The 25604-nt window shown below is 64.5% G+C and carries 27 protein-coding genes; 10 read left to right on the forward strand and 17 right to left on the reverse strand.

Annotated elements, in window-relative coordinates:
- Window positions 1–26: 26 nt before the first annotated feature.
- Entirely contained in the window at window positions 27–716 is a 690-nt protein-coding gene (gene phoB / locus ACIPG5_RS09280) for a phosphate regulon transcriptional regulator PhoB (RefSeq protein WP_003253341.1), read from the reverse strand.
- Window positions 717–890: 174 nt separating this feature from the next.
- On the opposite strand from phoB, the gene ACIPG5_RS09285 reads away from it, so the two are divergent.
- Window positions 891–1259: a hypothetical protein gene (locus tag ACIPG5_RS09285; RefSeq protein WP_176517646.1), complete on the forward strand. Its 369-nt coding sequence runs from the start codon at window positions 891–893 to the stop codon at window positions 1257–1259.
- Between the two features lie 117 nt (window positions 1260–1376).
- Here ACIPG5_RS09285 and ubiA read toward each other — a convergent pair whose 3' ends face one another.
- Window positions 1377–2267, reverse strand: coding sequence for a 4-hydroxybenzoate octaprenyltransferase (gene ubiA, locus ACIPG5_RS09290; protein WP_176517647.1), 891 nt, complete (start codon window positions 2265–2267; stop codon window positions 1377–1379).
- Entirely contained in the window at window positions 2267–2824 is a 558-nt protein-coding gene (locus tag ACIPG5_RS09295; protein ID WP_176517648.1) for a chorismate lyase, read from the reverse strand. Before ACIPG5_RS09295 ends, ubiA begins: the two co-directional genes overlap by 1 nt.
- Before the next feature lie 129 nt (window positions 2825–2953).
- On the opposite strand from ACIPG5_RS09295, the gene ACIPG5_RS09300 reads away from it, so the two are divergent.
- From ACIPG5_RS09300 to ACIPG5_RS09315, 4 genes are all read left to right on the forward strand, one after another.
- Window positions 2954–3121 carry a rubredoxin gene (locus tag ACIPG5_RS09300; RefSeq protein WP_008091623.1) on the forward strand — a complete coding sequence of 56 codons (168 nt, stop codon included), beginning with the start codon at window positions 2954–2956 and terminating at the stop codon, window positions 3119–3121.
- 33 nt (window positions 3122–3154) lie between these two features.
- Window positions 3155–4303 carry an NAD(P)/FAD-dependent oxidoreductase gene (locus ACIPG5_RS09305; RefSeq protein WP_401374489.1) on the forward strand — a complete coding sequence of 383 codons (1149 nt, stop codon included), beginning with the start codon at window positions 3155–3157 and terminating at the stop codon, window positions 4301–4303.
- 187 nt (window positions 4304–4490) lie between these two features.
- Window positions 4491–4793, forward strand: coding sequence for an HU family DNA-binding protein (locus ACIPG5_RS09310; protein WP_176517650.1), 303 nt, complete (start codon window positions 4491–4493; stop codon window positions 4791–4793).
- Window positions 4794–4941: 148 nt separating this feature from the next.
- Window positions 4942–5316 (forward strand): helicase, encoded by a 375-nt coding sequence (locus tag ACIPG5_RS09315; RefSeq protein WP_236237587.1) that lies wholly within the window; start codon window positions 4942–4944, stop codon window positions 5314–5316.
- Window positions 5317–5432: 116 nt separating this feature from the next.
- Here the strand turns inward: ACIPG5_RS09315 and ACIPG5_RS09320 are convergent, their stop codons facing one another.
- The 6 genes from ACIPG5_RS09320 to exbB all read right to left on the reverse strand — a co-directional run bounded on the left by ACIPG5_RS09320 (window position 5433) and on the right by exbB (window position 12140).
- The gene (locus ACIPG5_RS09320; RefSeq protein ID WP_176517652.1) at window positions 5433–6836 is read right to left on the reverse strand and encodes an aminoacyl-tRNA deacylase and HDOD domain-containing protein; all 1404 of its coding nucleotides are present in this window, start codon (window positions 6834–6836) and stop codon (window positions 5433–5435) included.
- 78 nt (window positions 6837–6914) lie between these two features.
- Window positions 6915–8993, reverse strand: a complete 2079-nt coding sequence (gene recG, locus ACIPG5_RS09325; protein WP_401374494.1) for an ATP-dependent DNA helicase RecG — start codon at window positions 8991–8993, stop codon at window positions 6915–6917.
- A 3-nt stretch (window positions 8994–8996) separates the two neighbouring features.
- Window positions 8997–9923, reverse strand: coding sequence for a hydrogen peroxide-inducible genes activator (locus tag ACIPG5_RS09330; RefSeq protein ID WP_176517654.1), 927 nt, complete (start codon window positions 9921–9923; stop codon window positions 8997–8999).
- Window positions 9924–10017: 94 nt separating this feature from the next.
- Window positions 10018–10752: an energy transducer TonB gene (locus tag ACIPG5_RS09335; RefSeq protein ID WP_176517655.1), complete on the reverse strand. Its 735-nt coding sequence runs from the start codon at window positions 10750–10752 to the stop codon at window positions 10018–10020.
- The gene (exbD, locus tag ACIPG5_RS09340; protein WP_054884743.1) at window positions 10749–11177 is read right to left on the reverse strand and encodes a TonB system transport protein ExbD; all 429 of its coding nucleotides are present in this window, start codon (window positions 11175–11177) and stop codon (window positions 10749–10751) included. The genes ACIPG5_RS09335 and exbD overlap by 4 nt, the downstream gene beginning before the upstream one ends.
- Before the next feature lie 3 nt (window positions 11178–11180).
- Complete coding sequence (gene exbB / locus ACIPG5_RS09345; RefSeq protein WP_176517656.1) at window positions 11181–12140, reverse strand: tonB-system energizer ExbB; 960 nt, start codon at window positions 12138–12140, stop codon at window positions 11181–11183.
- A 192-nt stretch (window positions 12141–12332) separates the two neighbouring features.
- Here exbB and ACIPG5_RS09350 point away from each other — a divergent pair, with 192 nt between their 5' ends.
- On the forward strand, window positions 12333–13190 hold the full coding sequence (locus tag ACIPG5_RS09350; RefSeq protein WP_401374498.1) for an SDR family oxidoreductase: 858 nt from the start codon (window positions 12333–12335) through the stop codon (window positions 13188–13190).
- Window positions 13191–13298: 108 nt separating this feature from the next.
- Here the strand turns inward: ACIPG5_RS09350 and ACIPG5_RS09355 are convergent, their stop codons facing one another.
- The 5 genes from ACIPG5_RS09355 to ACIPG5_RS09375 form a co-directional block, all read right to left on the reverse strand.
- Entirely contained in the window at window positions 13299–14024 is a 726-nt protein-coding gene (locus ACIPG5_RS09355) for a hypothetical protein (protein WP_236237584.1), read from the reverse strand.
- A gap of 54 nt (window positions 14025–14078) precedes the next feature.
- Window positions 14079–14459: a RidA family protein gene (locus tag ACIPG5_RS09360; protein ID WP_043199829.1), complete on the reverse strand. Its 381-nt coding sequence runs from the start codon at window positions 14457–14459 to the stop codon at window positions 14079–14081.
- Between the two features lie 23 nt (window positions 14460–14482).
- Complete coding sequence (gene spoT, locus ACIPG5_RS09365) at window positions 14483–16591, reverse strand: bifunctional GTP diphosphokinase/guanosine-3',5'-bis pyrophosphate 3'-pyrophosphohydrolase (protein WP_176511835.1); 2109 nt, start codon at window positions 16589–16591, stop codon at window positions 14483–14485.
- 59 nt (window positions 16592–16650) lie between these two features.
- On the reverse strand, window positions 16651–16914 hold the full coding sequence (gene rpoZ / locus ACIPG5_RS09370; RefSeq protein WP_016394025.1) for a DNA-directed RNA polymerase subunit omega: 264 nt from the start codon (window positions 16912–16914) through the stop codon (window positions 16651–16653).
- A 264-nt stretch (window positions 16915–17178) separates the two neighbouring features.
- Entirely contained in the window at window positions 17179–18051 is an 873-nt protein-coding gene (locus tag ACIPG5_RS09375; protein WP_176511834.1) for a LysR family transcriptional regulator, read from the reverse strand.
- A gap of 244 nt (window positions 18052–18295) precedes the next feature.
- Here ACIPG5_RS09375 and ACIPG5_RS09380 point away from each other — a divergent pair, with 244 nt between their 5' ends.
- The 3 genes from ACIPG5_RS09380 (at window position 18296) to ACIPG5_RS09390 (ending at window position 22046) form a co-directional block, all read left to right on the forward strand.
- Window positions 18296–19639 (forward strand): glutamine synthetase family protein, encoded by a 1344-nt coding sequence (locus tag ACIPG5_RS09380; RefSeq protein ID WP_371871924.1) that lies wholly within the window; start codon window positions 18296–18298, stop codon window positions 19637–19639.
- A 4-nt stretch (window positions 19640–19643) separates the two neighbouring features.
- Complete coding sequence (locus tag ACIPG5_RS09385; protein WP_236237583.1) at window positions 19644–20393, forward strand: gamma-glutamyl-gamma-aminobutyrate hydrolase family protein; 750 nt, start codon at window positions 19644–19646, stop codon at window positions 20391–20393.
- 114 nt (window positions 20394–20507) lie between these two features.
- A complete protein-coding gene (locus ACIPG5_RS09390) occupies window positions 20508–22046 on the forward strand; it encodes an APC family permease (RefSeq protein ID WP_176511831.1) in 1539 nt (512 codons plus the stop codon).
- Window positions 22047–22170: 124 nt separating this feature from the next.
- Here the strand turns inward: ACIPG5_RS09390 and gmk are convergent, their stop codons facing one another.
- Together gmk and ACIPG5_RS09400 are read right to left on the reverse strand one after the other, a co-directional pair.
- Complete coding sequence (gene gmk, locus ACIPG5_RS09395) at window positions 22171–22791, reverse strand: guanylate kinase (protein WP_176511830.1); 621 nt, start codon at window positions 22789–22791, stop codon at window positions 22171–22173.
- A gap of 13 nt (window positions 22792–22804) precedes the next feature.
- Window positions 22805–23668, reverse strand: coding sequence for a YicC/YloC family endoribonuclease (locus tag ACIPG5_RS09400; RefSeq protein ID WP_401374505.1), 864 nt, complete (start codon window positions 23666–23668; stop codon window positions 22805–22807).
- Between the two features lie 226 nt (window positions 23669–23894).
- Between ACIPG5_RS09400 and rph the strand changes: the two genes are divergently transcribed.
- Window positions 23895–24617 carry a ribonuclease PH gene (gene rph, locus ACIPG5_RS09405; protein ID WP_401374507.1) on the forward strand — a complete coding sequence of 241 codons (723 nt, stop codon included), beginning with the start codon at window positions 23895–23897 and terminating at the stop codon, window positions 24615–24617.
- Window positions 24618–24755: 138 nt separating this feature from the next.
- Here the strand turns inward: rph and ACIPG5_RS09410 are convergent, their stop codons facing one another.
- Entirely contained in the window at window positions 24756–25535 is a 780-nt protein-coding gene (locus ACIPG5_RS09410) for an exodeoxyribonuclease III (RefSeq protein WP_176511827.1), read from the reverse strand.
- Window positions 25536–25604: the final 69 nt, after the last annotated feature.

Raw genomic sequence — 25604 nt, forward strand, 5'->3', positions numbered from 1 at the left:
CGTGCGGCGTGGCGCTGGTGGCCCGATCAGCTCTTGGTCGAGAAGCGGTAGCCAGTGCCGCGCACGGTTTGTACCAGATTTTCGTAGGCTTCACCCAGTGCCTTGCGCAAGCGACGGATGTGCACGTCCACGGTGCGCTCCTCGACATACACGTTGCCGCCCCAGACCTGGTCGAGCAATTGGCCACGGGTGTAGGCACGCTCCTGGTGGGTCATGAAGAACTGCAGCAGGCGGTATTCGGTGGGGCCCATTTCCGCAGGCTTGCCATCGATGGTCACGCGGTGGCTGATCGGGTCGAGCAGCAGGCCGCCGACTTCGATCGGCGCTTCGCTGTCACTCGGGCCGGTGCGACGCAGCACGGCCTTGAGGCGGGCGACCAGCTCGCGTGGGGAGAACGGCTTGGTGATGTAGTCGTCGGCGCCCACTTCCAGGCCCTGGATCTTGTTGTCTTCCTCGCCCTTGGCGGTGAGCATGATGATCGGGATGTCGCCGGTCAGCTCGTCACGCTTGAGGCGGCGCGCCAGTTCGATGCCGGAGGTGCCAGGCAGCATCCAGTCGAGCAGGATCAGGTCCGGCTTGCGGTCGACGATGATGGCGTGGGCCTGCTGGGAGTTCTCGGCTTCCAGGCAGTCATAGCCGGCCATTTCCAAGGCAACGGCGATCATCTCGCGAATGGGCGCTTCGTCGTCGACGATCAGAATGTTCCTGCCAACCATGCTCAAAACCTCTCCCGGATAATCGTGTCTGGCCCGCATTAGATAACGGAATTATTGCAGCTGTGTGACAGGGCGTTGGCCGTTCTGGCGACATTGCATGACTGGGCTAGGCTAGAAAGGGCCGCTGCGCCGGCATATCGAACCTATTCCACCCCCGAACCAATGGTGAATCCAATGACACGACATACGCTGAGCTGGATGGCCCTTTTCGCTGCACTGGCGCTCCCGGGGGTGGCGTCTGCCCACCATGCGATGGAGAAGGACGGCATGTTCGTCGATCACAAGGGCATGACGCTGTACACCTTCGACAAGGATGCCGGTGGCAAGTCGATGTGCAATGGCGAGTGCGCTACCAACTGGCCGCCTTTGATGGCCGATAAGAGCGAGAAGGCCGAAGGCAAGTGGACCAAGATCGAGCGCGACGACGGCAAGATGCAGTGGGCGTATGACGGCAAGCCGCTGTATACCTTCGTCAAGGACAAGAAAGCCGGTGACATGACCGGTGATGGCATGAAGGACGTCTGGCACGTCGCCAAGCCTTGAGATTGCCGGGGCCGCGTTGCGGCCCTATCGCGACACAAGGCCGCTCCTACAGAGGACCGTGGTGTTCTGTAGGAGCGGCCTTGTGTCGCGAAAGGGCTGCAAAGCAGCCCCAAACATTCAGCGCAGTGCGTAGTCGAGCACTACGCCCATGAAGATGATCAACCCCGCCCAGTGGTTGTGCAGAAACGCCTTGAAGCACGACTCGCGGTCCAGCTTGCGCGTCGACCAGAACTCCCAGGCAAAGCACAGCACCGCCCCCAGCAGCCCCAGGTGGAACCACCCCCCCAGGTCGAAGCGGCTACCGGCCAGCAACAGGCACCCCAGCGACAGCAGCTGCAGGGTCAGGATGATCACCCGGTCAGCCTCGCCGAACAGGATCGCCGTCGATTTCACGCCAATCTTCAGGTCGTCGTCGCGATCGACCATGGCGTAGTAGGTGTCATACCCCACCGTCCACAGCAGGTTGGCGATGTACAGCAGCCAGGCACTGGCCGGCAGCTCGCCGCCCGCGGCCGTGAAGGCCATGGGGATGCCCCAGGAATACGCCGCGCCCAGCACCACCTGCGGGTAGTAGGTGTAGCGCTTCATGAACGGGTAGCAGAACGCCAGCGCCACCGCGCCGAACGACAGCCACACGGTCTGGCTGTTGGTGCACAGCACCAGCAGGAAGCTCACCGCGACCAGGATGGCGCACAGCGCCAGCGCCTCGCGCGGCTTGACCCGGCCGCTGGCCAGGGGCCGGTCGGCAGTGCGCTTGACGTGGCCGTCGACCTTGCGGTCGGCGAAGTCGTTGATGCAGCAGCCGGCAGCCCGCATCAGCACCACGCCGAGGCCGAAGATCAGCACGTTGGCCAGCGTCGGCGAACCTTGCCCGGCAATCCACACTGCAGTGAGGGTGGGCCACAGCAGCAGGTAGATGCCGATCGGCCGGTCCATGCGGCTGAGCTGGACGAAGTCCCACGCGCGCGGGTGCACGCGGTTGAGCGACTTGAGCAGTTGCAGGTACATCAGCGGGTTTCCTCCTTGGCCGCTTGCCACAGGGTCGGCAGGAACACTTCGGCCACCAGCAGGTCGAGGCCGTCGCGGGCGAAGCGCGAGCGCCGCCCCCACAAGCCTTCTGCGGCGGCCTGGTCAGGCAGCCAGGCGTGCGGATAGGTACACACTTCGATGGGGTGGCGGATGAACGCCTGGTCGCAGAATAGCAACTCGCCCAGCGAGCGGCTGCCCAGGGTTTCCAGGTCCAGGCCGCCGCGCTCCAGCGCGCTGCGGCTGGCCACGCTGCGGGCGAATACCCAGGCCTGGCCATGGCCACGCAGGTACACCTCACGCACCCAGCCTTCCGCGCCCGGGGCGATGCCCAGCGCCTGGCATTCGTCATCGCGCAGCGGCTGCCAGCCCTCGAACAGGGGGGTGACACTGAAGTGGTCGTGGGACAGGCGGGTCAGGCGGCGAGTCAGGGAGCCTTCGTCGAACAGCCAGTCGAGGGTAGGCTGGTCGATATCGGTCGCCAGCTGTGAATACGGCAGCCACGCGACAGCGGCTGCTTGCGGGGATTCGTACGACACGTCGGTATGCTTGTTACAGCCAGAGAGGCGGCGAGCTTAGCATGATTGCCCCAAGTGCTTGCATAATGCCCGCGAAAGGGCCTCGAGCCCCCTTACAAAGCCTGAGCCTGTACCGAGGAACGACCAACCATGAAGAAGTGGCAATGTATTGTCTGTGGCCTGATCTATGACGAAGCCGAAGGCTGGCCGGACGACGGCATCGCCCCCGGCACCCGCTGGGAAGATGTGCCGCAGGACTGGCTGTGCCCCGACTGCGGCGTCGGCAAGAGCGACTTCGAAATGATCGCCATCGGCTGATCCCACCCCCCTGCAACGAGAGGAACGCACGACATGACGCTCCCTGTGGTAATCATCGGTACCGGCCTTGCGGGCTACAACCTGGCCCGTGAATTTCGCAAGCTCGATGGCGAGACGCCGCTGCTGCTGATCACCGCCGATGACGGTCGCTCCTATTCCAAGCCCATGCTCTCCACCGGTTTTGCCAAGCAAAAGGACGCCGATGGCCTGTGCATGGCCGAGCCGGGCGCCATGGCCGAGCAACTCAAGGCCGAGGTGCGCACCCACACCCGCATCAGCGGCATCGACCCCGGGCACAAGCGCCTGTGGATCGGTGAAGAGGCCGTGGCGTACCGCGACCTGGTGCTGGCCTGGGGCGCGCAGACCGTGCAGGTACCGGTCGAAGGTGACGGTGCCGACCGGGTGTTCCCGATCAACGACCTGGAGGACTACGCGCGTTTTCGCGCCGCCGCCGCCGGCCGGCAGCGGGTGCTGATCCTGGGTGCCGGCCTGATCGGCTGTGAATTCGCCAACGACATGAGCCTGGGCGGGTTCCAGGTCGATGTGGTGGCACCCTGCGAACAGCTCATGCCGACTCTCCTGCACCCCGCTGCCGCGGCTGCGGTACAGGCCGGGTTGCAAGGGCTGGGGGTGCGCTTTCACCTCGGCCCGGTGCTGACCCGCCTGGAGCGGCAGGGTGAGGGGCTGCTGGCGCATCTGTCCGACGGCATGCAGATCGCCTGTGACCTGGTGGTCTCGGCCATCGGCCTGCGCCCGCGTATCGACCTGGCCGCCGCCGCCGGGCTGCAGACCAACCGGGGCGTGGTAGTGGACCGCCACCTGCGGACCTCGCATAACAACATCTACGCCCTGGGCGACTGCGCCGAGGTCGACGGCATCAACCTGCTCTACGTGATGCCGCTGATGGCCTGCGCCCGCGCCCTGGCCCAGACCCTGGCCGGCAACCCGGCGCAAGTCAGCTACGGGCCGATGCCCATCACCGTGAAAACCCCGGCGTGCCCGCTGGTGGTTTCGCCTGTGCCCCAGGGCCTTGAAGGCACTTGGCAGGTAGAGGGGCAGGGCAGCGACCTGAAAGTGCTCTGCCACGCGGCTGACGGCCAGCTCCTGGGTTACGCCCTGACCGGCAGCGCGGTGCTGGAGAAGCTGGCGCTGAACAGGCAGTTACCCGCGCTCATGGCGTAAATAGCGGGCGTTCTGTCGGATTTATCCTGTTGTTGCCCGCACAATGGCCGCCCTGATACTGGCGCGGCCTCGGGGAGCGTGCCATCCTCACTTCCGTCTGCCGCAGATTAGAGCCTGCGGTGCCTTGAACGCTGCTTCAATGGCAGCACGGCATAACAACAAGAAATCCCGTCAAAGAGGCTTCACTATGCGTAAACCAGATCTCACCGCCGTCATCGCCGAAAAGGCCGATCTGACCAAGGAAAAGGCCAACGAGGTGCTGAATGCGATTCTCGACAGCATCACCGGTGCCCTGGACAAGGACACGGTCACGCTGGTCGGCTTCGGTACCTTCGAAAAACGTCATCGTGGTGCCCGCACCGGGAAAAACCCGCAAACCGGCGAGCCGGTGAAAATCAAGGCCAGCAATACCGTTGCCTTCAAGCCTGGCAAGAACCTGCGCGACAGCGTCAATACGCAGCCTGCCAAGGCGGCCAAGAAAGCCAAGTGATCGATTCCTGACATCCCCAGTGTCGGTTCAGCGGGCGCCCGAGGGCGCCCGTTGTGCTTTCTGCCGCCAACGTGCGGCGAACTTGCATTAATAGTTCAAGAAAAGGATAAACTGCGCGCTTCAGTCATATTTCATTCGAGGCGCGTTGATGAAGTTTCGCTTTCTTCTCTGGGCCATGGGGCTGCTGATGGCCAGGGCCAGCCGCAACAACCCGGCGTTCCAGCAGCAACTCAAGGACAAGGACCTGGTGTTCCAGATGCAGACGCTGGACGGCAAGGTGGCCCGGCACTTCATCGTCAGTGGCGAGCGCATCAGCAGCAAGGGCGGCATGCACCCGCAGCCGGCCTTTGCCATCGCCTTCAAGGACGCCGCCTATGGCTTTGCCACGATGCAGGCGGGCAACAAGCAGCTGGCGTTCATGCAGGGGATTCAGGACAAGAACATCCAGATCAAAGGCAATCCGGCTTTGGTGATGTGGTTCCAGGGCTTGATGAAGTACCTGAAGCCGAAGAAGAAGGGCTGAAATGGTTGGGGCCGCGTAGCGGCCCTTCGCGACACAAGGCCGCTCCTACAGGGCATGCGATCTCCTGTAGGAGCGGCCTTGTGTCGCGAAAGGGCTGCAAAGCAGCCCCAAAGGCCTCAATGCGGCGCGTTGAACTGCGAAGCCAGTTCGCGCAACAAGGTCTCGGCCTCGAGCACCTTGTTCACCACATCCTCAGCCTTGTCCCGGGTAATCCCCAGGCGCTCCAGCAATTCATCGGGAATCGCCTCCTGCGGCCCCGAGCCAATCCCGCGCATGCGCAGCAGGCGAGTCGCCAGGCACACCAGGTTCGGGTACGCCGCGTACTCACCCTCATACGCCGGGTCGTGCTGGAAGCGCAGCGCCGTGGACAGCTCTTCGGGCATGTCCCACAGCTTCATCAGCCAAGCGCCGATCTGTTCGCGGCTGATGCCCAGCAGATGCTGCTCGACGAAGGTGTGGCACAGGTGCGGGTTGACCTCCAGGTGCCGGCAGATCAGCGAGAAGTGCGGCGGAAACACGTGCGCCAGCAGCAGATAGCCGAAGTTGTGCAGCAGCCCGGCGAGGTAGGTCAGGCCCGCTTCCGGGCGCTCGGCGCGCGGCATGGCGCGGGTCAGGCCCTCGATGATCGCCGCGGTGTAGATCGACTGCTGCCAGTACGGCGTCGCCTGCTGCGGATGGTCCTTGGGCAAGCTCAGGGTCTTGCCCAAGGCCAGGCCCAGGGCCAGGTTGATCACCAGGTCGAAGCCCAGCACGCGGACGATGGCATCTTCCACCGAGCGGATCTTGCCGGGTGAGGCGTAGTAGGGCGATGCGGCCCAGCTCACCACCTGTGCGGCCAGCGCCGGGTCGGTTTCGACCACGCCGGTGATGTCGTCGATGCTGGCATTGGGGTCGACGCGCAGCTTGATGATCTTTTGCGCGGTGTCGGCCAGCGGCGGGATCTCGATGGTTTCTTCCAGGCGCTTCTGGATGCGCCGCGCGGTGAAGGCCTGGACGGCCTGGGTGATTTCCCGGGAGTCGTCGTCTGGCCGGTCGAGGTTGGGGCGGATGTCCCTGACCGGTTGGCCGAAACTGCCGGCGCTGGCCTTTTTCAGCATGCGCTTGAAGTCATCCTGCTGGATTTCCAGCAACAGCCCGGCTTCGCCAGACTGGACATACAGTTTTTGCGCAGCGAGCAACTTGTCTTCGTACAGGCACGGCGAGCTGGTCAGTGCCGGAATGGCAGGCAGGGCCTTGAGCTGGTGCTTGTCGAGCATCTGCTTGAGGCGGGCCACTGGCACGGCCTTGAGTTTGCGGCCGGTCAGCTCTTCCAGGCGGTTGAGGTCCAGCAGCTTGCTCTGCGGGAACAGCACCATCAGGGCGCCGATCTCGTCGTCGAGCAGGATCGCCTGCACCCGCGATGCGGCGGGCAGCTGCGGATGCTCCGCCACTTCGCGGTAGGCCACGCCCAGTTTTTCGAGCAACAGCCGGATGACAGACGGTGCGTGGGGGGTTGCGGTGTCCAAAGCAACTTCAGTCATGGTCTGTATCCACTAATTCTTTTAAACGCGAAGTATAACCAGCCTGACCGCAAAGCTGGATCCATTCTGGGACTGGCGTCACACCTGGCCATATTGCTGGCCGTGACGCAGCCAGCGGTCGAGCAGCGGGCTGACGTGGTCCGGCCAGCGCGCCAGCAAGGCTTGCGCGGCGTCGCGCACGGCCGGCAGCAGGTCGGCGTCGCGCATCAGGTCGGCGACCTTGAACTGCAACAAACCGGTCTGGCGTGTGCCGAGCATCTCGCCGGGGCCGCGCAGCTCCAGGTCCTTTTCGGCAATGACGAAGCCATCGTTGGTTTCACGCATGATCCCCAGCCGTTCGCGGCCGATCTGCGACAGTGGCGGGTGATACAGCAGCACGCAGTGGCTCACCGCGCTGCCCCGGCCAACCCGGCCGCGCAGCTGGTGGAGCTGGGCCAGGCCCAGGCGCTCGGGGTTCTCGATGATCATCAGGCTGGCGTTGGGCACGTCGACGCCCACTTCGATCACCGTGGTGGCCACCAGCAGTTGCAGGTTGCCTTGCTTGAATTCGGCCATCACCGCGGCTTTTTCTGCAGGCTTCATGCGCCCGTGGATCAGGCCCACGCGCAGCTCGCCCAGGGCGCTGCCGAGCTCTTCATAGGTGCTTTCGGCGGCCTGGCAGGTGAGCTCCTCGGATTCCTCGATCAAGGTGCACACCCAGTACGCCTGGCGCCCTTCGGCACAGGCGGCGCGCACGCGCTCGACCACTTCGAAGCGGCGGCTGTCGGCGACCAGCACGGTGTTCACCGGCGTGCGGCCTGGCGGCAGTTCGTCGAGCACCGAGGTATCGAGGTCGGCATAGGCGCTCATGGCCAGGGTGCGCGGGATCGGCGTGGCGGTCATGATCAGCTGGTGCGGGCACAGCTCGCCGGCCACGCCCTTCTTGCGCAAGGCCAGGCGCTGCTGCACGCCGAAGCGGTGCTGTTCGTCGATGATCGCCAGGGCCAGGTGCTTGAACTGCACCTCTTCCTGGAACAATGCATGGGTGCCGACCACCATCGGTGCGCCGCCGGCGATCTGTTCGAGCGCGCTGGCGCGGGCCTTGCCCTTGAGCTTGCCTGCCAGCCAGGCGACTTCCAGGCCCAGCGGCTCCAGCCAGCGCTTGAAGGTGATGTAGTGCTGCTCGGCGAGAATCTCGGTGGGCGCCATCAGCGCCACCTGGTAGCCGGCTTCCAGGGCCTGCAGCGCGGCGAGGGCGGCGACCACGGTCTTGCCGGCGCCGACATCGCCTTGTACCAGGCGCATCATCGGCTCGGCTTGGCTCAGGTCGTAGGCAATTTCGTTGGCCACCCGCTGCTGGGCGCCGGTCGGCTGGAAGCCCAGGTTGGCCAGGTACTGCGCCTGCAGCCGCTTGGCCTTGGGCAAAACGGGCGCGCGCAGGCTGCGCAGGCTTTCGCGCAGGCGCTGCTGGGACAGCTGGTGGGTCAACAGTTCTTCGAAAGCCAGGCGGTGCTGAGCCCAGTGATGGCCTTCGGCGAGCTCGTCGAGGTCGGCATCGGCCGGCGGGTTGTGCAGGTAGCGGATGGCGTCGTCCAGCGGCGCCAGCTGGTAGTCGCGGGCCAGTTCGTCGGGCAGCCAGTCCGGCAGGCTGCGCGGGCCGAGCATGCCCAGGCTCTGCTGGCAGAGCAGGCGCAGGCGCTGCTGGGTGAGGCCCTCGGTGGACGGGTAGATCGGCGTCAGGGTCTGCTCGACCGGGGGAGGCGGTTCGTCGCCATTGAGCGCGCGGTATTCGGGGTGGTAGATCTCCAGGCCCGAGGCGCCGGGGCGGGCCTCGCCGTAGCAGCGCAGGTGGGTGCCACGCTTGAGGCCTTCCTTCTGCGCATTGCTGAAGTGATAGAAGCGCAGGCTCAGCACGCCGCTGCCATCACCCAGGCGCACCACCAGGCTGCGGCGCTTGCCCATGGTCACATCGGCGCCGCTGACCAAGCCTTCGATTACCGCATCCTGCCCAGGGCGCAATTGGCCGATGGGCACCACGCGGGTGCGGTCCTGGTAGCGCAGGGGCAGGTGGAACAGCACATCCTGCAGGTTTTCCAGGCCGACCTTGGCGAGCTTTTCCGCCATGGCTTCGCCAACGCCCTTGAGCGCGGTGACCGAGACCTTCGACAGCTCAGTCATGGATCAGGCCGGCTGTTCCACGGGCGGCTTGGCCACCGAGCAGAGGCGGATCGAGTCGGCAAGGATCTCGATGGCCTTCGGCCGCGGGAAGCTGGCGCGCCAGGCGATGGCCACGGTGCGGAACGGCGCGGGCGCGGTCAGCGGGCGAACTTCGATCACCCCGGGCGCGTAGTGGTGGCTGTGCACCGCCGACAGCGGCAGGATCGACACGCCCAGGCCCGAGGCGACCATGTGGCGGATGGTTTCCAGCGAGCTGGACTCGACCGTGGTGTGCTTGGAACCTTCGCCGCCCTTGTTCAGCGTCGGGCAGGCTTCCAGGACCTGGTCGCGGAAGCAGTGGCCCTCGCCCAGCAGCAGCAGGCTCTTGTCGTTGAGCATGGCGGTGTCGATGGTCTTTTTCGCCGTCCATGGGTGGTCGGCGGGCATCAGTGCGCAGAACGGTTCGTCGTACAGCGGCAGGGTCAGCACGTCGGCCTCGTTGAACGGCAGGGCGATGATCACTGCGTCCAGTTCGCCATTGCGCAGTTTCTCGCGCAGCACGTGGGTGAAGTTTTCTTCGATGTACAGCGGCATCTGCGGCGCCACGCGGTGCAGCTGCGGGATCAGATGGGGGAACAGGTAGGGGCCGACGGTATAGATGGCACCGACCTTGAGCGGCGCGGTCAGCTGGTTCTTGCCGGCCTGGGCCAGTTCGCGAATGCCCTGGGCCTGCTCCAGCACCTTCTGCGCCTGGGCGACGATGCTCTCGCCGACCGGGGTCAGGCGTACCGCGCTCTTGCTGCGCTCGAAGATCAGCACACCAAGCTCGTCCTCAAGCTTTTTCACGCCCACCGACAGGGTCGGCTGGCTGACATGGCAGCGCTCGGCCGCGTGGCCGAAATGCTGCTCTTGGGCAAGGGTGACGATGTAGCGAAGTTCTGTGAGGGTCATAACGTGCGTCCATGAAGTTGCCGGCCCAGCATAGCGGCTGCAATCGATAGACGCACGTTATCAGACTTGCTGATTTGTGACAGAAACAAAAGTATCAGCGACGGTCCAGCGAGTAGACGAACGGTGCCACGACCTCGATCGTGCCATTGTTCAACAGCTCCGGTGGAGGCTTGGGCACTGTGCCGGCGCGGCGGATCATCTCCAGGGTCGCCCGGTCCAGCGCGGCGCTACCGGAACCGCCGGCCATCGAGTACGACACCACCTTGCCTTCGGCGTCGACCACGAAGCGCAGCCGGTTGATGCCTTGCAGGCCACGACGGCGAGCGTCTTCCGGGTAGCGCTTGTACTTCGCCAGGTGGCGCAGCAGGTCGCTCTGCCAGGTCGGCAACGCTTGGCTGTTGGAGGCAATGCTCGGCGCCGGTGCCGCCGACTTCTGCGGTGGCGAGTTGCTTGGCGGCGTGTCCGCTACCTGCTCCTTGGCCGGTGGCTCATCCTTCGGCGGCTCAGGCTTTTTCTCGGGCTTGGGCGGCTGTGGCTTGGGCTTTGGCTTGGGCGGCTTGGCGATGGCGATTTTCGGTTTCGGCGCCTCGACCAGCTTGGGCAGCGGTGGTTCCTCGACCGGTGCCGGCGGCTGTGGGGCGGCCTTCGGAGGTGGTGGCGGTGCAGGCTCAGGCAGCGGCGCCAGCTCGACCATCATGGCTGCCGGGGGCAGCTCGATGGCCTGGGGCACCGACCAGTTGAGCGTCAGCAGCACAGCGACCACGTGCACGCCCAGCACGATCGCCAGGCTGCCGCCGTAGCGCGCCATGTTTGAGCGCGGTTTCGTCATTTCTTGGCTGCCGTCTCGAGACCTACCAGACCGACCTTGAGGTAGCCGGCCGCGCGCATGTTGTTCATCACTTCCATCAGGTCACCGTAATCCACGCCCTTGTCGGCCTGGAAGAAGATGGTGGTTTCCTTGTCACCCTTGGTCTTGGCGTCGAGCATCGGGCCAAGCTGTTCCGGGGCAGGCACCTGATCGTCGCCGACGTACAGCTTCTGGTCGGCCTTGACGCTGACGAACACCGGTTTCTCGGGCCTCGGCGCCGGCTTGGCGGTCGAGGCCGGCAGGTCGACCTTGATGTCGACCGTGGCCAGGGGGGCGGCGACCATGAAGATGATCAGCAGCACCAGCATCACGTCGATGAACGGCGTGACGTTGATTTCGTGGTTTTCGGCGAGGTCGTCGCCACCTTCGTTGAGATGCAGGCCCATGGCTTACCCCACTTTCACCATGTGCGGGGCAGCGCGCTCGCTGCCCTGGTGGTCCAGGTCACGGCTGACCAGCAGCAGTACCTGCGCCGAAGCGTCGGACACCTGTGCCTTGTAGCCGGCGATGGAGCGGGCGAAGACGTTGTAGATGACCACGGCGGGGATTGCCGCGACCAGGCCCAGCGCGGTGGCCAGCAGGGCTTCGGCGATGCCTGGGGCAACCACGGCCAGGTTGGTGGTCTGGGTCTTGGCGATGCCGATGAAGCTGTTCATGATGCCCCACACGGTGCCGAACAGACCGACGAACGGTGCAGTGGAGCCGATGGTGGCCAGTACGCCGGTGCCGCTGCTCATGTTGCGACCGCTGGCGTGCACCAGGCGCTCGAGGCGGAAGCTGACGCGCTCCTTGATGCCTTCTTTCTCGCGGGCGTTGGCCGACAGGCGCATCTCTTCGAGGGCGTCGTGGACCAGGGTGTGGGCCAGGGTGCCTTCCTTGTTGGAGACGTCGCTGGCTTCCTTGAGGGTGGCGGACTTCTTCAGCTGGGCGATCTCGCCGCGCAGGCGACGCTTGGCGCCCATCAGCTCGAAGCCTTTGGCGATCCAGATGGTCCAGGTGATGATCGAGGCGATGGCCAGGCCGATCATCACCGCTTTCACCACCACGTCGGCGTTCTTGTACATGCCCCATGGCGACAGGTCGTGGGCCATGCCCAGGGAAGTGTCCTCAACCAGCGCTTCGGTGGCCGGGTCGACCGCTACCGGTACAGCGGCCTGGGCGTCGGCAGCAGGTGCCTGGCCTTCGGCGGCCGGGGCTGCCGGTGCGGTGGCGGCGGCTGGGGCGCTGGCGGCGGTGGTTGGCTCATCGGCCATGGCCACTGGGGCCAGCACCAGGCTGAACATCAGCGCGGCGATGGCGCGCCAGGCGCGCGACGGGGTTGGCGAAGCGGAAGGTTGAGTACGTGTCATGCTGGCCGGACCTGATGAAGAAAAAATGTGAGCGTTCTCCAAGGCCTCGAGATAGGCCGAGAACAGATAGGGGTGCCATTATTGCAAGTAATTCTTGTTAACAAAAGTAATCTTGTTGCTTTTTTCGCCTATGGTCTAGCCGCTTATCGTGTAATCCGGCTAGCCTGATTCTTTGGTCTAGGGAGTTTTGTGATGTCAGACCTTTCTGCTTTGATCGTAGGTTGTGGTGATGTAGGGGGGCGTTTGGCCCAGCAACTGCTGGCCCAAGGCTGGCAGGTTGGCGGGCTGCGGCGCTCGGTCGAGCAGCTTCCACCAGGCGTCGACCCGATCGCCGCCGACCTCGGCGATGCACGCATGCCCCAGGCCTGGCCACAGCGTTCACCGGATTACCTGGTGTACTGCGTGGCGGCCAGCCAGCACGATGAGGCGGGTTATCAGGCGGCTTATGTCGAGGGGTTGCGCAATGTATTGGCATGGCTGGCCGCGCGTGGGCAGCGCCCTCGGCGCTTGCTGTTCGTCTCCAGCAGCAGCGTGTTCGCGCAAAAGGACGGGGAGTGGATCGACGAGACGGCCGCCACCGAGCCTGAGGGCTATTCCGGGCGGGTGATGCTGGAGGCCGAGCGGCTGGCGCTGGAAAGCGGCATCCCGGCCAGCATCGTGCGCTTGACCGGGATCTACGGCCCCGGCCGCGAATGGTTGTTGAGCCAGGTGCGCCAAGGGTATCGGGTGGCTGAAGAGCCGCCGCTCTATGGCAACCGCATTCATGCCGAGGATGCTGCGAGCCTGCTGGCGTTCTTGCTGCACAAGGATGCCGATGGCGTCGCGCTGGATGACTGCTATATCGGCGTGGATGACGACCCGGCGCCGCTGGCCGACGTTGTGGCCTGGCTGCGGGCGTACATGGGGGTTACCGAGTGGTCGCAGGAGCAGCGGGTGCGGCGCACCGGCAGCAAGCGCTGCAGCAATGCCCGGGTGCGGGCGTTGGGCTGGGTGCCAGCGTATCCGAGCTACAAGGAAGGGTACGCGGAGATTCTCCAGGGCAAGGGATGAAGCTGATGGCCCTATCGCCGGCAAGCCGGCTCCCACAGGTACACCACTGCCCTCAAGGGCTGCACAGTCCTGTGGGAGCCGGCTTGCCGGCGATCAGGGCCCTTGAAGTCAGTCGCGCTCCAGCACCCACTGCCGGTTACCCGCCGCCAATTGCGGCATCTCATCCGGCTGTGCACGGTTCACCGCCTGGAAAATCTCCAGCTTGTCGCCATCTCGCTTGAAGATGAACGGCGCGCCGCGCTGGTTGCGCTCCAGCCACAGGCTGTCGTTGCTGCCACCCATGCTGGCGCAGTCGCCGGCCAGGCACAGGGCATAGCGGTCGGGGCCGGGCAGGCCGGTCACGCTGCCGTTGTCGGCGAAGCGCACCACGCTGCCGGTGCCCTGGCCTTCGATGATCTTCCACTCACCGCCCAGGTACGCCTGGTACAGCGCTTTCTCGAAGCTGCCGCCCAGTGGCGTATTGCCGGGTTGCTTGACGCGCACGAAGGCTTGCTCGGCGCCGCTGGCATCGGTGGTTTTCAGCTCGTCGCCGTCCAGCGCCAGCTGTTCGGTCTGGCCGCCCTGGAAGCTGGCCTGCCATTGCTTGTCATTGGCGCTCAGCTGGCCGTCGGCGGCCTCGAAACCGTTGCTGTAGCTGGCCTGCTGGTTGGCCACGTCGAGCTTCCACTCGAATACCGGGCCGTGCTCGTTCAGGGCCTGGCGCAGGCTGCCATCCTTGACGGCGGCCTTGATGGCGGCCTGGTTGATCCAGGTGCCGTTGAAATCTTCAGGTTTGTGGCTGGCGCAGCCGCTCAGAAGCAGGGCTGCCAGCGCGAGGGGCAGTGCTTGACGCATGATGGGTAACCTTGAGCAGGAAGGTGACGGGCAGGGCGCCCGTCACCAGTGGCATCATTCGATGACCAGGATGGCGTCCATTTCGACCTGGGCGCCCTTAGGCAGCGCAGCAACGCCAATGGCGGCGCGGGCTGGGTAAGGCTGCTCGAAGTAGCGGCCCATGACTTCGTTGACCTTGGCGAAGTGGCTCAGGTCGGTGAGGAAGATGTTCAGCTTGACGATGTCCTTGAACGAACCACCAGCGGCTTCGGCCACCGACTTGAGGTTCTCGAACACTTGCACGGTCTGGGCTTCGAAGCCTTCGACCAGTTCCATGGTCTTGGGGTCCAGCGGGATCTGGCCCGACATGTACACGGTATTGCCGGCCTTGATCGCTTGCGAGTAGGTACCGATGGCGGCAGGGGCCTTGTCGCTGTTGATGACGGTCTTGCTCATGATGACTCCTTGCGGTTGGCGGACTACGTACGCATGCGGGTGATGCGAACCACGCCGGTCAGCGTACGCAGCTTCTTGATCACACGAGCCAGGTGCACGCGGTCGTGCACACTGACCACCAGTTGGACAACGCTGATACGGCCGTCGCGTTCGTCCATGCTGATCTTCTCGATATTGCCGTCGGCGGCATTGACGCTGCTGGCCAGCAGGGCGATCAGGCCGCGCTGGTGTTCAAGCTCCACGCGCAGCTCGACGTTGAATTCGCCGGTGATGTCCTTGGCCCAGGAGAGTTGCACGCACTTCTCCGGGTTATGGCGGATTTCACTGATGTTGCGGCAGTTTTCCAGGTGCACGACCATGCCTTTGCCAGCCGACAGGTGGCCGACGATCGGGTCGCCCGGAATCGGCGTACAGCACTTGGCGTAGCTCAGCACCAGGCCTTCGGTGCCGCGGATCGCCAGCGGGCCTTCCGGTGCCGGCAGCGGTTCGCCTTCGGCCGACAGCAGGCGGCGGGCCACCACGTAGGCCATGCGGTTGCCCAGGCCGATGTCTTCGAGCAGGTCTTCGATCAGCTCCAGGCGGTACTCGGCAAGGATCGACTGCACGCGCTCCTGGGGGATCTGCTCCAGGCTGCTGTCGAAGCCGGTCAGCACCTTGTTCAGCAGGCGTTCGCCCAGGCTGATCGACTCGGAGCGGCGCTGTTGCTTGAGCGCGTGGCGAATGTGCGTGCGCGCCTTGCCGGTGACCACGAAGTTGAGCCAGGCCGGGTTGGGCCGCGCGCCGGGGGCGCTGACGATTTCCACCGTGGAGCCGCTCTGCAGCGGCTCGGACAGGGGCGCCAGGCGCCGGTTGATGCGGCAGGCGATGCAGCTGTTGCCGACGTCGGTGTGCACCGCGTAGGCAAAGTCGACGGCGGTGGAGCCTTTGGGCAGCTCCATGATCCGCCCTTTCGGGGTGAACACGTAGACCTCGTCCGGGAACAGGTCGATCTTCACGCTCTCGATGAATTCCAGCGAGTTGCCAGCACGCTGCTGCAGCTCGAGGATGCCCTTGACCCACTGGCGGGCGCGGGCATGGCTGCCCTTGGGCTGTTCGTCGTCGTTGGACTTGTACAGCCAATGTGCGGCGATGCCGTTGTTGGCCATCTCTTCCATTTCGCGGGTGCGAATCTGGATCTCGATGGGTACCCCGTGCATGCCGAACAAGGTGGTATGCAGCGACTGGTAGCCGTTGGCCTTGGGGATCGCGATGTAATCCTTGAAGCGCCCGGGCAGCGGCTTGTACAGGTTGTGCACGGCGCCGAGCACGCGGTAGCAGGTGTCGACCTTGTCGACGATGATGCGGAAGGCGTACACGTCCATGATCTCGTTGAAGGCGCGGCGCTTGCCACGCATCTTCTTGTAGATGCCATAGAGGTGCTTCTGCCGGCCGCTGACCTCGCCCTGGATACCGTCGGCCGCCAGGCAGTTGGCCAGCGAGTGCTCAATCTTGGCGACGATTTCCTTGCGGTTGCCGCGTGCGCTCTTGACCGCCCGATGGATCAGCGACGAGCGCATCGGGTGCATGGCCTTGAAACCGAGGTCTTCGAATTCCACGCGCACGGTGTGCATGCCCAGGCGGTTGGCGATGGGGGCGTAGATCTCGAGGGTTTCCTTGGCGATGCGCCGGCGTTTCTCGCCCGACAGCACTTCCAGGGTGCGCATGTTGTGCAGGCGGTCGGCCAGCTTGACCAGGATCACGCGGATATCGCGGGCCATGGCCATGGCCATCTTCTGGAAGTTCTCGGCTTGCGCCTCGGCCTTGGTTTCGAAGTTCATCTGGGTCAGCTTGCTGACCCCATCGACCAGTTCGGCCACCGTCTCGCCAAACTGCTGGCTGAGGGCTTCCTTGGCGATGCCGGTGTCTTCGATCACGTCGTGCAGCATGGCCGCCATCAGGCTCTGATGGTCCATGTGCATGTCGGCGAGGATGCTGGCCACGGCCAGCGGATGGGTCACGTAGGGCTCGCCGCTGCGGCGGCGTTGCCCATCGTGTGCCTGTTCGGCGTAGAAGTAGGCCCGGCGAACCAGGTTGACCTGTTCGGGGCCCAGGTAGGTCGACAGCCGTTCGGCTAAGGCTTCTATGCCCGGCATGATTTCACCTCTTGCCGAGGAAGAGGGCCTTGTGCCGCGCAACGTCGACCAGGCATGGATCAGACAGCCTCGTTGGACTCGTCCTCGAACGCGGCGAAGACCGGATCCTCGGTGACGATCTCTTCGGCGGCGATGAACTCAGGGGTGACGATACCTTCGGCGATCTCGCGCAGGGCGACCACGGTCGGTTTGTCGTTTTCCCACGCTACGCGCGGCTCTTTGCCGCCGGTAGCCAGCTGACGGGCGCGCTTGGTCGAGAGCATGACCAGCTCAAAACGGTTATCCACGTGTTCCAGGCAGTCTTCAACAGTTACGCGGGCCATGGTCTTCCTCAGTAGCAAATGCGATGGGCGTGCAGCCCAAGATGGGCAGGCGGACTCGATAGTTTAAAAAATCACCAGCCATTAGGGAAGCGCTGTTTTACCCGGCAGACCTGTGGTGGCGGCATCGCTGGCAAGCCAGTAACCACCGATACCTCAGGCGCCGCCATCCCCGTGGGAGCCGGCTTGCCGGCGAAAGGGCCGGAACAGACGCCTCGAGCCATTGAATCCGACGATAACGCTTCCCACCTCGGGAACACAACACCCTCAGAGCATGGCGTCGCGCAAGCGCGGCGTCAGCTCCTCGAACAGCGTCTGCACCGAACGCAACGCCCGGCAATCGGGCCGTGTCAGCAGCCACAGCTGGGTGTCGCAGCCGGGCAGCGGCCCGCTCAGCGCTTCCACCCCGGGCAACGGGTCGACCATATAGTCAGGCAACGCTGCCACCCCCAGGCCGGTGCTCACCAGCTGGGCGATGGTCGACATGCTGCTGCATTGATAGCGCGGGCTAAGCCCCGGGTACTGCTGGTTGCGCCAGACCACCGTGGGGTGGTCCTGCATCGAGTCGTCCGGGGCGATCCAGGGCACGCTGCCGGCGCTTTCGGCCAGGCGCTCGCGCCATTGCGGCTGGCCACAGATCACATAGGATGTGGAGCCCAGGCAACGCCCGACCAGGTGCTCTGGCGGCGTGTTGGTCAGGCGCAAGGCGATGTCGGCATCGCGCCGGCTGAGGTTGGCGAAGGTGTTGGAGGTGCCCATCTCCAGCGACAAGGCCGGATAACTCGGCATGAAGGCCGCCAGCGCCGGCAGCAGCAGGCTGTGCATCACCGCTTCGGTGCAGGTCAGGCGCACCGTGCCACTGACCACCTGCTCGCCGCTGCTCATGGCGATGCGTGCGGCATCCAGCGCCTGTTCGGCGCGTTCGGCCTGCTCGGCCAGGGCCTGGGCGGTATCGGTCGGCAGGTAGCCTTTGCGGCTCTTGACGAAAAGCGCCGTGCCCAGCGCTGACTCGAGGCGACGGATCGAACGAAATACCGTGGAAACGTCGACTTTCAGCAGCTCGGCGGCCTTGGCCAGCGAGCGACCGCGCTCCAGGGCCAGGACCAGGGAGAGGTCGGCGTGGGTGATCTGATATTGCATTGATGCACGCTCTGCTTGCTGAATTGCCAATGTCTGTTGCGTTGAGGCCATTTTATAGTGGAACCGCCCCTGGGAATCAATGCGCCCGGTCGGGTAACCAATCCCCACGATGGGAAAGTGAAAAGAACAACAGCTGCAACCATCGTCGCCCGTGTGGCGCCAGCCGTATCCCCACATCGCCGCAGCACATCAAAGGATGTACACCATGACGTCGGTCACTCCGTGCGCCAGTTCTTCCAGCGAGATGAAAGACTTCCTCCAGGCCCATCCGGACACTCAGTACGTCGATCTGCTGATCTCCGACATGAATGGCGTGGTACGTGGCAAGCGCATCGAGCGGGCCAGCCTGCACAAGGTGTACGAGAAGGGTATCAACCTGCCGGCGTCGCTGTTCGCCCTGGACATCAACGGCTCGACCGTTGAGAGCACCGGGCTGGGCCTGGACATCGGCGATGCCGACCGCATCTGCTTCCCGATCCCTGGCTCGCTGTCCGACGAGCCGTGGCAGAAGCGCCCGACCGCGCAGCTGTTGATGACCATGCACGAACTGGACGGCGCGCCGTTCTTCGCCGACCCGCGTGAAGTGCTGCGCCAGGTGGTGAGCAAGTTCGACGACCTGGGCCTGGACATCTGCGCCGCGTTCGAGCTGGAGTTCTACCTGATCGACCAGGACAACCTCAACGGTCGCCCGCAGCCGCCGCGTTCGCCAATCTCCGGCAAGCGCCCGCAGTCGACCCAGGTGTACCTGATCGACGACCTCGACGAATACGCCGACTGCCTGCAGGACATGCTGGAAGCGGCCAAGGAGCAAGGCCTGCCGGCCGATGCCATCGTCAAGGAAAGCGCCCCGGCGCAGTTCGAAGTCAACCTGCACCACGTGGCCGACCCGCTCAAGGCCTGCGACTACGCGATCCTGCTCAAGCGCCTGATCAAGAACGTCGCCTACGACCATGAAATGGACACCACCTTCATGGCCAAGCCCTACCCGGGCCAGGCGGGCAACGGCCTGCACGTGCACATCTCGCTGCTGGACAAGAAAACCGGCAAGAACATCTTCACCAGCGACGACCCGCTGCAAAGCGATGAACTGCGCCACGCCATCGGCGGCGTGCTGGAGACCATGCCGGCGTCGATGGCCTTCCTTTGCCCGAACATCAACTCCTACCGCCGCTTCGGCGCGCAGTTCTACGTGCCCAATGCGCCAAGCTGGGGCCTGGACAACCGCACCGTGGCGGTTCGCGTGCCGACCGACAGCAGCGAGAACGTGCGCATCGAGCACCGCGTGGCCGGCGCCGACGCCAACCCGTACCTGATGCTGGCGGCCATCCTCGCCGGCATCCACCACGGCCTGACCAGCAAGGTCGAGCCGGGTGCGCCGATTGAAGGCAACTCCTACGAGCAGCTGGAACAGAGCCTGCCGAACAACCTGCGTGACGCCCTGCGCGCGCTGGATGACAGCGAAGTGCTCAACCAGTACATCAGCCCCGACTACATCGACATCTTCGTCGCCTGCAAGGAAAGCGAGCTGGCCGAGTTCGAAGTGTCGATCTCCGACCTCGAGTACAACTGGTACCTGCACACGGTGTAAGCCCATGAGCGCAAATGCGGTCCCCTTGATCGGTGTCAGCGCCTGCCGCCAGCAGGTTGGGAAGAACTCGTCGCACACAGTGGGCGACAAGTACGTCGAGGCGGCCGCGTTCGCCGGGTTGCCGCTGATTCTGCCGGCGCGCGATGGGGGCAGCGATGCTCAGGCGCTGCTGGCCCAGCTCGATGGCATTCTTTTTACCGGCTCGCCTTCAAATGTCGAGCCGCATCATTACAATGGCGCCCCCAGCGTGGAAGGGACCCGGCACGACCTGGCGCGTGACCGGCTGACCCTGCCATTGCTGCAGGCCGCGATTGCCGCCGGCGTGCCGGTGTTCTGCATTTGCCGTGGGTTCCAGGAATTGAACGTGGCCCTGGGTGGCAGCCTGCACCAGCGTGTGCAGGAGCTGCCAGGCTACCTGGACCACCGCGAACCTGAGGACGCACCCCTGGAGGTGCAATATGGCCCTCGTCACCCTGTCAGCGTTGCACCTGGCGGGGTGTTCGAGCGCCTGGGCCTGGCGGCGCAGTTCGAGGTCAACTCGCTGCACAGCCAGGGCATCGACCGCCTGGCCCCTGGCCTGCGGGTCGAGGCTCGGGCACCGGATGGCCTGATCGAAGCGGTATCGATGCCTGACGCGCCGGGCTTTGTGCTCGGTGTGCAGTGGCACCCGGAATGGCGTTACGCCGAAAACCCGGTCTCGCGGAGCCTTTTCCAGGCGTTTCGCGAGGCTTGCATTGCCCATGCTGCACGGTAGGGATATTACCCGAAGGTCTTGGATGACCAACTCCGACTCGCAAGCTTTCAATGAGTGAAAGCGCCTTGCTTGCAAGGCCTGTGACAACAATTCCAATAGTTACGGCATTTTCTCATGAGCAATTACACAGAAGCCGGCCGCCCACCCGACGCGGCCGACTCGGGCAGCACTCAACGCAGCAAAGGCCTGGCCAAAGGCCGTCTTGGCCTGTTGGCCAGCGTGGTGCTGGGCATTTCCACCATTGCCCCGGTCTACACCCTGACCGGCGCCCTCGGCCCCACCGTGCGGGAGGTCGGTGCTCACCTTCCAGCCGTCTTCATCGTTGGTTTCCTGCCCATGCTGCTGGTGGCCCTGGGCTACCGCGAGCTGAACTCGGCAGAGCCGGACAGCGGCACCTCGTTCACCTGGTCGGCTCGCGCCTTCGGGCCGATGATTGGCTGGATCGGCGGCTGGGGGTTGGTGGTGGCCACGACCATCGTGCTTTCCAACCTGGCAGGGGTGGCGGTCGACTTCTTCTACCTGTTCCTCGCCCAGATCACCGGCAATCTCGAACTGTCAGCCCTGGCCGACAACCTGCTGGTCAACATCGCCACGTGTTGCGTGTTCATTGCGCTGGCGGTGTGGATCTGTTGCCGGGGCATGACCACCACCATGACCGTGCAGTATGGCCTGGTGGCGTTGCAGCTTCTGGTGTTGATCGGCTTTGCCTTTGCCGCCTTCAGCGAAACCACCGCGCCACCTCCGCTGGCATTCGACATGGCCTGGTTCAACCCGTTTGGCGTCGAGTCGTTCTCGGCCTTTGCTGCCGGGTTGTCGTTGTCGATCTTCATCTTCTGGGGTTGGGACGTGTGCCTGACGGTCAGTGAAGAGTCGATCGGCAGCGAGGAAGTCCCCGGCAAGGCGGCAACCTGGACCGTGCTGCTGATTCTCGGCCTGTACCTGCTCACCGCCATCGCTACCCTGCAGTTCGCCGGCATCAGCGAGGAAGGCCTGGGGCTGAACAACCCGCGCATCCAGGAAAACGTCTTCGCCCACCTGGCCGGGCCGGTCATGGGGCCGCTGGCGATCCTGATGTCCATCGCGGTGCTGGCCAGCACGGCCGCTTCGCTGCAATCGACCTTCGTGTCGCCAGCGCGCACCTTGCTGGCCATGGGTTACTACGGCGCCGTGCCGCAGAAGTTCGCCAGTGTCTGCCCGCGTTCGCAGACGCCGCGCTACGCGACCATCTGTGCCGGTGTGGCTGCCGGGGTGTTCTACGTGACCATGCGTACCCTGAGTGAAAACGTGCTGGCCGATACCATCACCGCGCTGGGGATGATGATCTGCTTCTACTATTCGCTGACCGCGTTCGCCTGCGTCTGGTACTTCCGCAGCAGCCTGTTCGACAGCCTGCGCCACTTCTTCATGCGTGGCCTGTGCCCGCTGGTGGGTGGGGTGATCCTGTCGGTGATCTTCGTGCGCACGGCGATCGACAGCGCCTCGCCGGACTTCGGCAGCGGCTCGCATGTGGGTGGGGTGGGGCTGGTGTTCGTGATCGCGGCGATCATTTCGGTACTGGGGATCGTACTGATGCTGCTGTCGCGTATGCGTGCGCCGGCTTACTTCCTGGGGGCTACCCTGCGTCAGCAGGCGACCCTGCAGCTGCAGGAATAATTGAAAGGGGCCGCGTTGCGGCCCAATCGCCGACAAGCCGGCTCCCTCAGTTATCGCAGCAATGCAAACCTGGTGGGAGCCGGCTTGCCGGCGATTGGGCTGCAACGCAGCCCCTTGCGGTCTATCAGCAAAGCAGTTCCTTGAGCAGCGCCCCATGCCGCGCCTGCTGCTTCTTCAGCAGCAAGCGGTTCGAGCGAAACACCGCCTTCAACTCCTCCAGCGCCACGTCGAAATCGTCATTGATGATGACGTACTCGTACTCGTCGTAGTGCACCATCTCGCTGACCGCTTCCTTCATGCGCCCGGCAATGATCTCTTCGCTGTCCTGGCCACGGCCATCCAGGCGCTGGCGCAGGGCTTCCTGGCTCGGCGGCAGGATGAACACCGACAGTGCCTCGGGCATCAATTTGCGCACTTGCTGGGCGCCTTGCCAGTCGATCTCCAGGATCAGGTCGAAGCCCTGGTCGAGGGTCTGCTGCAGCGCGCTGCGCGAGGTGCCGTAGAAGTTGCCGAACACTTCGGCGTGCTCGAGGAAGTCACCTTGCTCGATCAGTGCCTTGAATTCTTCATGCACCACGAAGTGGTAGTTGACCCCGTGCTGCTCGCCCGGGCGCATGGCGCGGGTGGTGTGCGAGACCGAGACGCGGATCTGCTGGTCGTCCTTGGTCAAGGCGGTGACCAGGCTGGTCTTGCCGGCGCCGGACGGTGCCGAAACGATATAGAGGGTGCCGCTGCTGTGGTTCATGGTAGGGGAGGCCTTACTCGATGTTCTGTACTTGTTCACGCATCTGTTCGATCAATACCTTCAGGTTGACCGCCGCTTGCGTGCTGCGTGGGTCGAAGGCCTTGGAGCCCAGGGTGTTGGCTTCGCGGTTGAGCTCCTGCATCAGGAAGTCCAGGCGCCGGCCGGCAGCACCGCCGGACTTGAGCACCCGGCGCACTTCGGTGACGTGGGTGCTGAGGCGGTCCAGCTCTTCGGCGACATCGCTCTTCTGCGCCAGCAGCACCATCTCCTGCTCCAGGCGCTGCGGGTCGAGTTCGGCCTTCAGGTCGCCAAAGCGGTCGATGATCTTCTGGCGCTGGGCGGCGAGCATCTGCGGCACCAGGGCGCGCAGGGTCGTGACCTCGCTGGCCATGTTGTCCAGGCGCTCGTTGATCAGCCGGGCCAGCTCCTGGCCTTCGCGCTGGCGCCCGGCCTTGAGTTCGGCCAGGGCCTCGTCGAACAGCGCCACGGCCTCGGCATTCAGGGCCTGCGGGTCATTGGCATCGGCCACCAGCACGCCGGGCCAGGACAGCACTTCCAGCGGGTTGAGCGGCGCGGGCTGCTTGATCAGGCCGGCCACCTCCTCGGCGGCGGCGACCAGCTGCGCGGCGCGCTCGCGGTCGACCTTCAGCGGCTTGCCGTTGCTGTCCTCGTGCAGGCGCAAGGTGCATTCGACCTTGCCGCGCGACAGGCCCTGGCGCAGGCCTTCACGGACCGCACCTTCCAGGTCGCGCAGGGCGTCGGGCAGGCGCAGGTGCGGCTCCAGGTAGCGGTGGTTGACCGAGCGCAGTTCCCAGACCAGGGTGCCTTGGCTGCCTGCGCGCTCGACACGAGCAAAAGCGGTCATGCTGTGCACCATGGGGAGTACCTCGCGTAGATGGGTGAACGGGGAAGCCTTTCGGCTGCAAGGCGCAGGATTGTAGCGCAGTGGGGCCGCGGCGCCCAATCCGCCCATGTTACAGAGGCGTGCTGAAACGGTGAGAAAAGGCGACAGGCTGTCCGGGGGCACGACATTAGGCGTGTCCTCGCCGGGCGCCGGGCTCTATAATGCTGGCAGATTCAAAGTCCCAGTACAGGTATCCCAGATGAAACGTCCAAGTGGTCGCGCCGCCGATCAGCTCCGCTCGATCCGCCTCACCCGCAACTACACCAAGCACGCCGAGGGGTCGGTACTGGTCGAGTTCGGCGACACCAAGGTCGTCTGCACGGTCAGCGTCGAAAATGGTGTTCCCCGCTTCCTCAAAGGCCAGGGCCAAGGCTGGCTGACCGCCGAATACGGCATGCTGCCGCGTTCCACCGGCGAGCGTAACCAGCGCGAAGCCAGCCGTGGCAAGCAGGGTGGCCGCACCCTGGAAATCCAGCGCCTGATCGGCCGCTCGCTGCGCGCCGCGCTCGACATGAGCAAGCTGGGTGACATCACCCTGTACATCGACTGCGACGTGATCCAGGCCGATGGCGGTACCCGCACGGCTTCGATCACCGGTGCCATGGTCGCCCTGTGCGACGCCCTGGCGGTGATCAAGAAGCGCGGTGGCCTGAAGGGCGGCAACCCGCTCAAGCACATGATCGCCGCGGTGTCGGTGGGCATGTACCAGGGCGAAGCCGTGCTCGACCTGGACTACCTCGAAGACTCCGCCGCCGAGACCGACCTCAACGTGGTCATGACCAGCGCCGGTGGTTTCATCGAAGTGCAGGGCACTGCCGAGGGCAAGCCGTTCCAGCCTGAAGACTTCAACGCCATGCTGGCGCTGGCGCAGAAGGGCATGGACGAGCTCTTCGAGCTGCAGAAGGCCGCGCTCGCTGACTGATAGATAGCAATTGGGGCCGCCTTGCGGCCCATCGCCGGCAAGCCGGCTCCCACACCGACCGCGTAGACCTCAAGTCATGCGCCGTACCTGTGGGAGCCGGCTTGCCGGCGATGGGGCGCGAAGCGGCCCCAATGCTTTTTAGATGGTCAACGTCCAGTCATAGTCCACGATCAGCGGCGCATGCTGCGAGAAGCGCGGCTGACGCGGCAGGCGAGCGCCACGCACGGAACGGCGCAGGCCCGGGGTCAGGATCTGGTAGTCGAACCGGTAGCCCAGGTTGAGCATCTCGGCCTGTTCGTTGTCCGGCCACCAGCTGTACTGGTCGCCTTCGCGGCTGACTTCGCGCAGGGCATCCACATAACCCATGTCGCCGGTGATCGCATCCATCCAGGCGCGTTCAGGCGGCAGGAAGCCCGGCGACTGCTGGCTGTCACGCCAGTTCTTGATGTCGAGCTTCTGCTGCGCCACGTAGAACGAGCCGCAATAGATGTATTCGCGACGCTTGCGACGCTGTTTGTCCAGGTACTTGGCGAAGTCGTCCATCAACTTGAATTTCTGGTTCAAGTCTTCGTCGCCGTTCATACCCGAAGGCAGCAGCAGGGTTGCAATACTGACTTTGTCGAAATCTGCTTGCAGATAACGCCCGTAGCGGTCGGCTGTCTCGAAGCCCAGGCCGGTGATGACTGCCTTGGGCTGCATGCGCGAGTAAAGTGCCACGCCACCTTGGGCGGGTACCTCCGCATCGCAGGCATAAAGGAAATAGCCATCGAGCTGGAAAGCTGGGTCGTCGAGTTCAAAGGCCGAGGCGCGGGTATCCTGAAGGCAGATGACGTCGGCATTCTGGGCTTGCAGCCAGCTGAGCAATCCACGCTCGGCTGCAGCCTGAATGCCATTCACGTTCACACTGATGATCCGCATAAATGGCCCCAAAAATCTCGTGCGTGTATGATACCCGAGCTCAACCCATTTAGCTAAATCCGTGGTGTC

Origin of the sequence: Pseudomonas sp. NPDC087029 (assembly GCF_044745345.1) — a bacterium.
GTDB lineage: Bacteria > Pseudomonadota > Gammaproteobacteria > Pseudomonadales > Pseudomonadaceae > Aquipseudomonas > Aquipseudomonas faucium.

What these genes read in the sequence shown, in the direction of transcription:
- phoB (WP_003253341.1), bottom strand. Translation starts at nt 716, where the DNA reads ATGGTTGGCAGGAACATTCTGATCGTCGACGACGAAGCGCCCATTCGC.
- ACIPG5_RS09285 (WP_176517646.1), top strand. Translation starts at nt 891, where the DNA reads ATGACACGACATACGCTGAGCTGGATGGCCCTTTTCGCTGCACTGGCG.
- ubiA (WP_176517647.1), bottom strand. Translation starts at nt 2,267, where the DNA reads ATGTACCTGCAACTGCTCAAGTCGCTCAACCGCGTGCACCCGCGCGCG.
- ACIPG5_RS09300 (WP_008091623.1), top strand. Translation starts at nt 2,954, where the DNA reads ATGAAGAAGTGGCAATGTATTGTCTGTGGCCTGATCTATGACGAAGCC.
- ACIPG5_RS09305 (WP_401374489.1), top strand. Translation starts at nt 3,155, where the DNA reads ATGACGCTCCCTGTGGTAATCATCGGTACCGGCCTTGCGGGCTACAAC.
- ACIPG5_RS09310 (WP_176517650.1), top strand. Translation starts at nt 4,491, where the DNA reads ATGCGTAAACCAGATCTCACCGCCGTCATCGCCGAAAAGGCCGATCTG.
- ACIPG5_RS09315 (WP_236237587.1), top strand. Translation starts at nt 4,942, where the DNA reads ATGAAGTTTCGCTTTCTTCTCTGGGCCATGGGGCTGCTGATGGCCAGG.
- ACIPG5_RS09320 (WP_176517652.1), bottom strand. Translation starts at nt 6,836, where the DNA reads ATGACTGAAGTTGCTTTGGACACCGCAACCCCCCACGCACCGTCTGTC.
- recG (WP_401374494.1), bottom strand. Translation starts at nt 8,993, where the DNA reads ATGACTGAGCTGTCGAAGGTCTCGGTCACCGCGCTCAAGGGCGTTGGC.
- ACIPG5_RS09330 (WP_176517654.1), bottom strand. Translation starts at nt 9,923, where the DNA reads ATGACCCTCACAGAACTTCGCTACATCGTCACCCTTGCCCAAGAGCAG.
- ACIPG5_RS09335 (WP_176517655.1), bottom strand. Translation starts at nt 10,752, where the DNA reads ATGACGAAACCGCGCTCAAACATGGCGCGCTACGGCGGCAGCCTGGCG.
- exbD (WP_054884743.1), bottom strand. Translation starts at nt 11,177, where the DNA reads ATGGGCCTGCATCTCAACGAAGGTGGCGACGACCTCGCCGAAAACCAC.
- exbB (WP_176517656.1), bottom strand. Translation starts at nt 12,140, where the DNA reads ATGACACGTACTCAACCTTCCGCTTCGCCAACCCCGTCGCGCGCCTGG.
- ACIPG5_RS09350 (WP_401374498.1), top strand. Translation starts at nt 12,333, where the DNA reads ATGTCAGACCTTTCTGCTTTGATCGTAGGTTGTGGTGATGTAGGGGGG.
- ACIPG5_RS09355 (WP_236237584.1), bottom strand. Translation starts at nt 14,024, where the DNA reads ATGCGTCAAGCACTGCCCCTCGCGCTGGCAGCCCTGCTTCTGAGCGGC.
- ACIPG5_RS09360 (WP_043199829.1), bottom strand. Translation starts at nt 14,459, where the DNA reads ATGAGCAAGACCGTCATCAACAGCGACAAGGCCCCTGCCGCCATCGGT.
- spoT (WP_176511835.1), bottom strand. Translation starts at nt 16,591, where the DNA reads ATGCCGGGCATAGAAGCCTTAGCCGAACGGCTGTCGACCTACCTGGGC.
- rpoZ (WP_016394025.1), bottom strand. Translation starts at nt 16,914, where the DNA reads ATGGCCCGCGTAACTGTTGAAGACTGCCTGGAACACGTGGATAACCGT.
- ACIPG5_RS09375 (WP_176511834.1), bottom strand. Translation starts at nt 18,051, where the DNA reads ATGCAATATCAGATCACCCACGCCGACCTCTCCCTGGTCCTGGCCCTG.
- ACIPG5_RS09380 (WP_371871924.1), top strand. Translation starts at nt 18,296, where the DNA reads ATGAAAGACTTCCTCCAGGCCCATCCGGACACTCAGTACGTCGATCTG.
- ACIPG5_RS09385 (WP_236237583.1), top strand. Translation starts at nt 19,644, where the DNA reads ATGAGCGCAAATGCGGTCCCCTTGATCGGTGTCAGCGCCTGCCGCCAG.
- ACIPG5_RS09390 (WP_176511831.1), top strand. Translation starts at nt 20,508, where the DNA reads ATGAGCAATTACACAGAAGCCGGCCGCCCACCCGACGCGGCCGACTCG.
- gmk (WP_176511830.1), bottom strand. Translation starts at nt 22,791, where the DNA reads ATGAACCACAGCAGCGGCACCCTCTATATCGTTTCGGCACCGTCCGGC.
- ACIPG5_RS09400 (WP_401374505.1), bottom strand. Translation starts at nt 23,668, where the DNA reads ATGGTGCACAGCATGACCGCTTTTGCTCGTGTCGAGCGCGCAGGCAGC.
- rph (WP_401374507.1), top strand. Translation starts at nt 23,895, where the DNA reads ATGAAACGTCCAAGTGGTCGCGCCGCCGATCAGCTCCGCTCGATCCGC.
- ACIPG5_RS09410 (WP_176511827.1), bottom strand. Translation starts at nt 25,535, where the DNA reads ATGCGGATCATCAGTGTGAACGTGAATGGCATTCAGGCTGCAGCCGAG.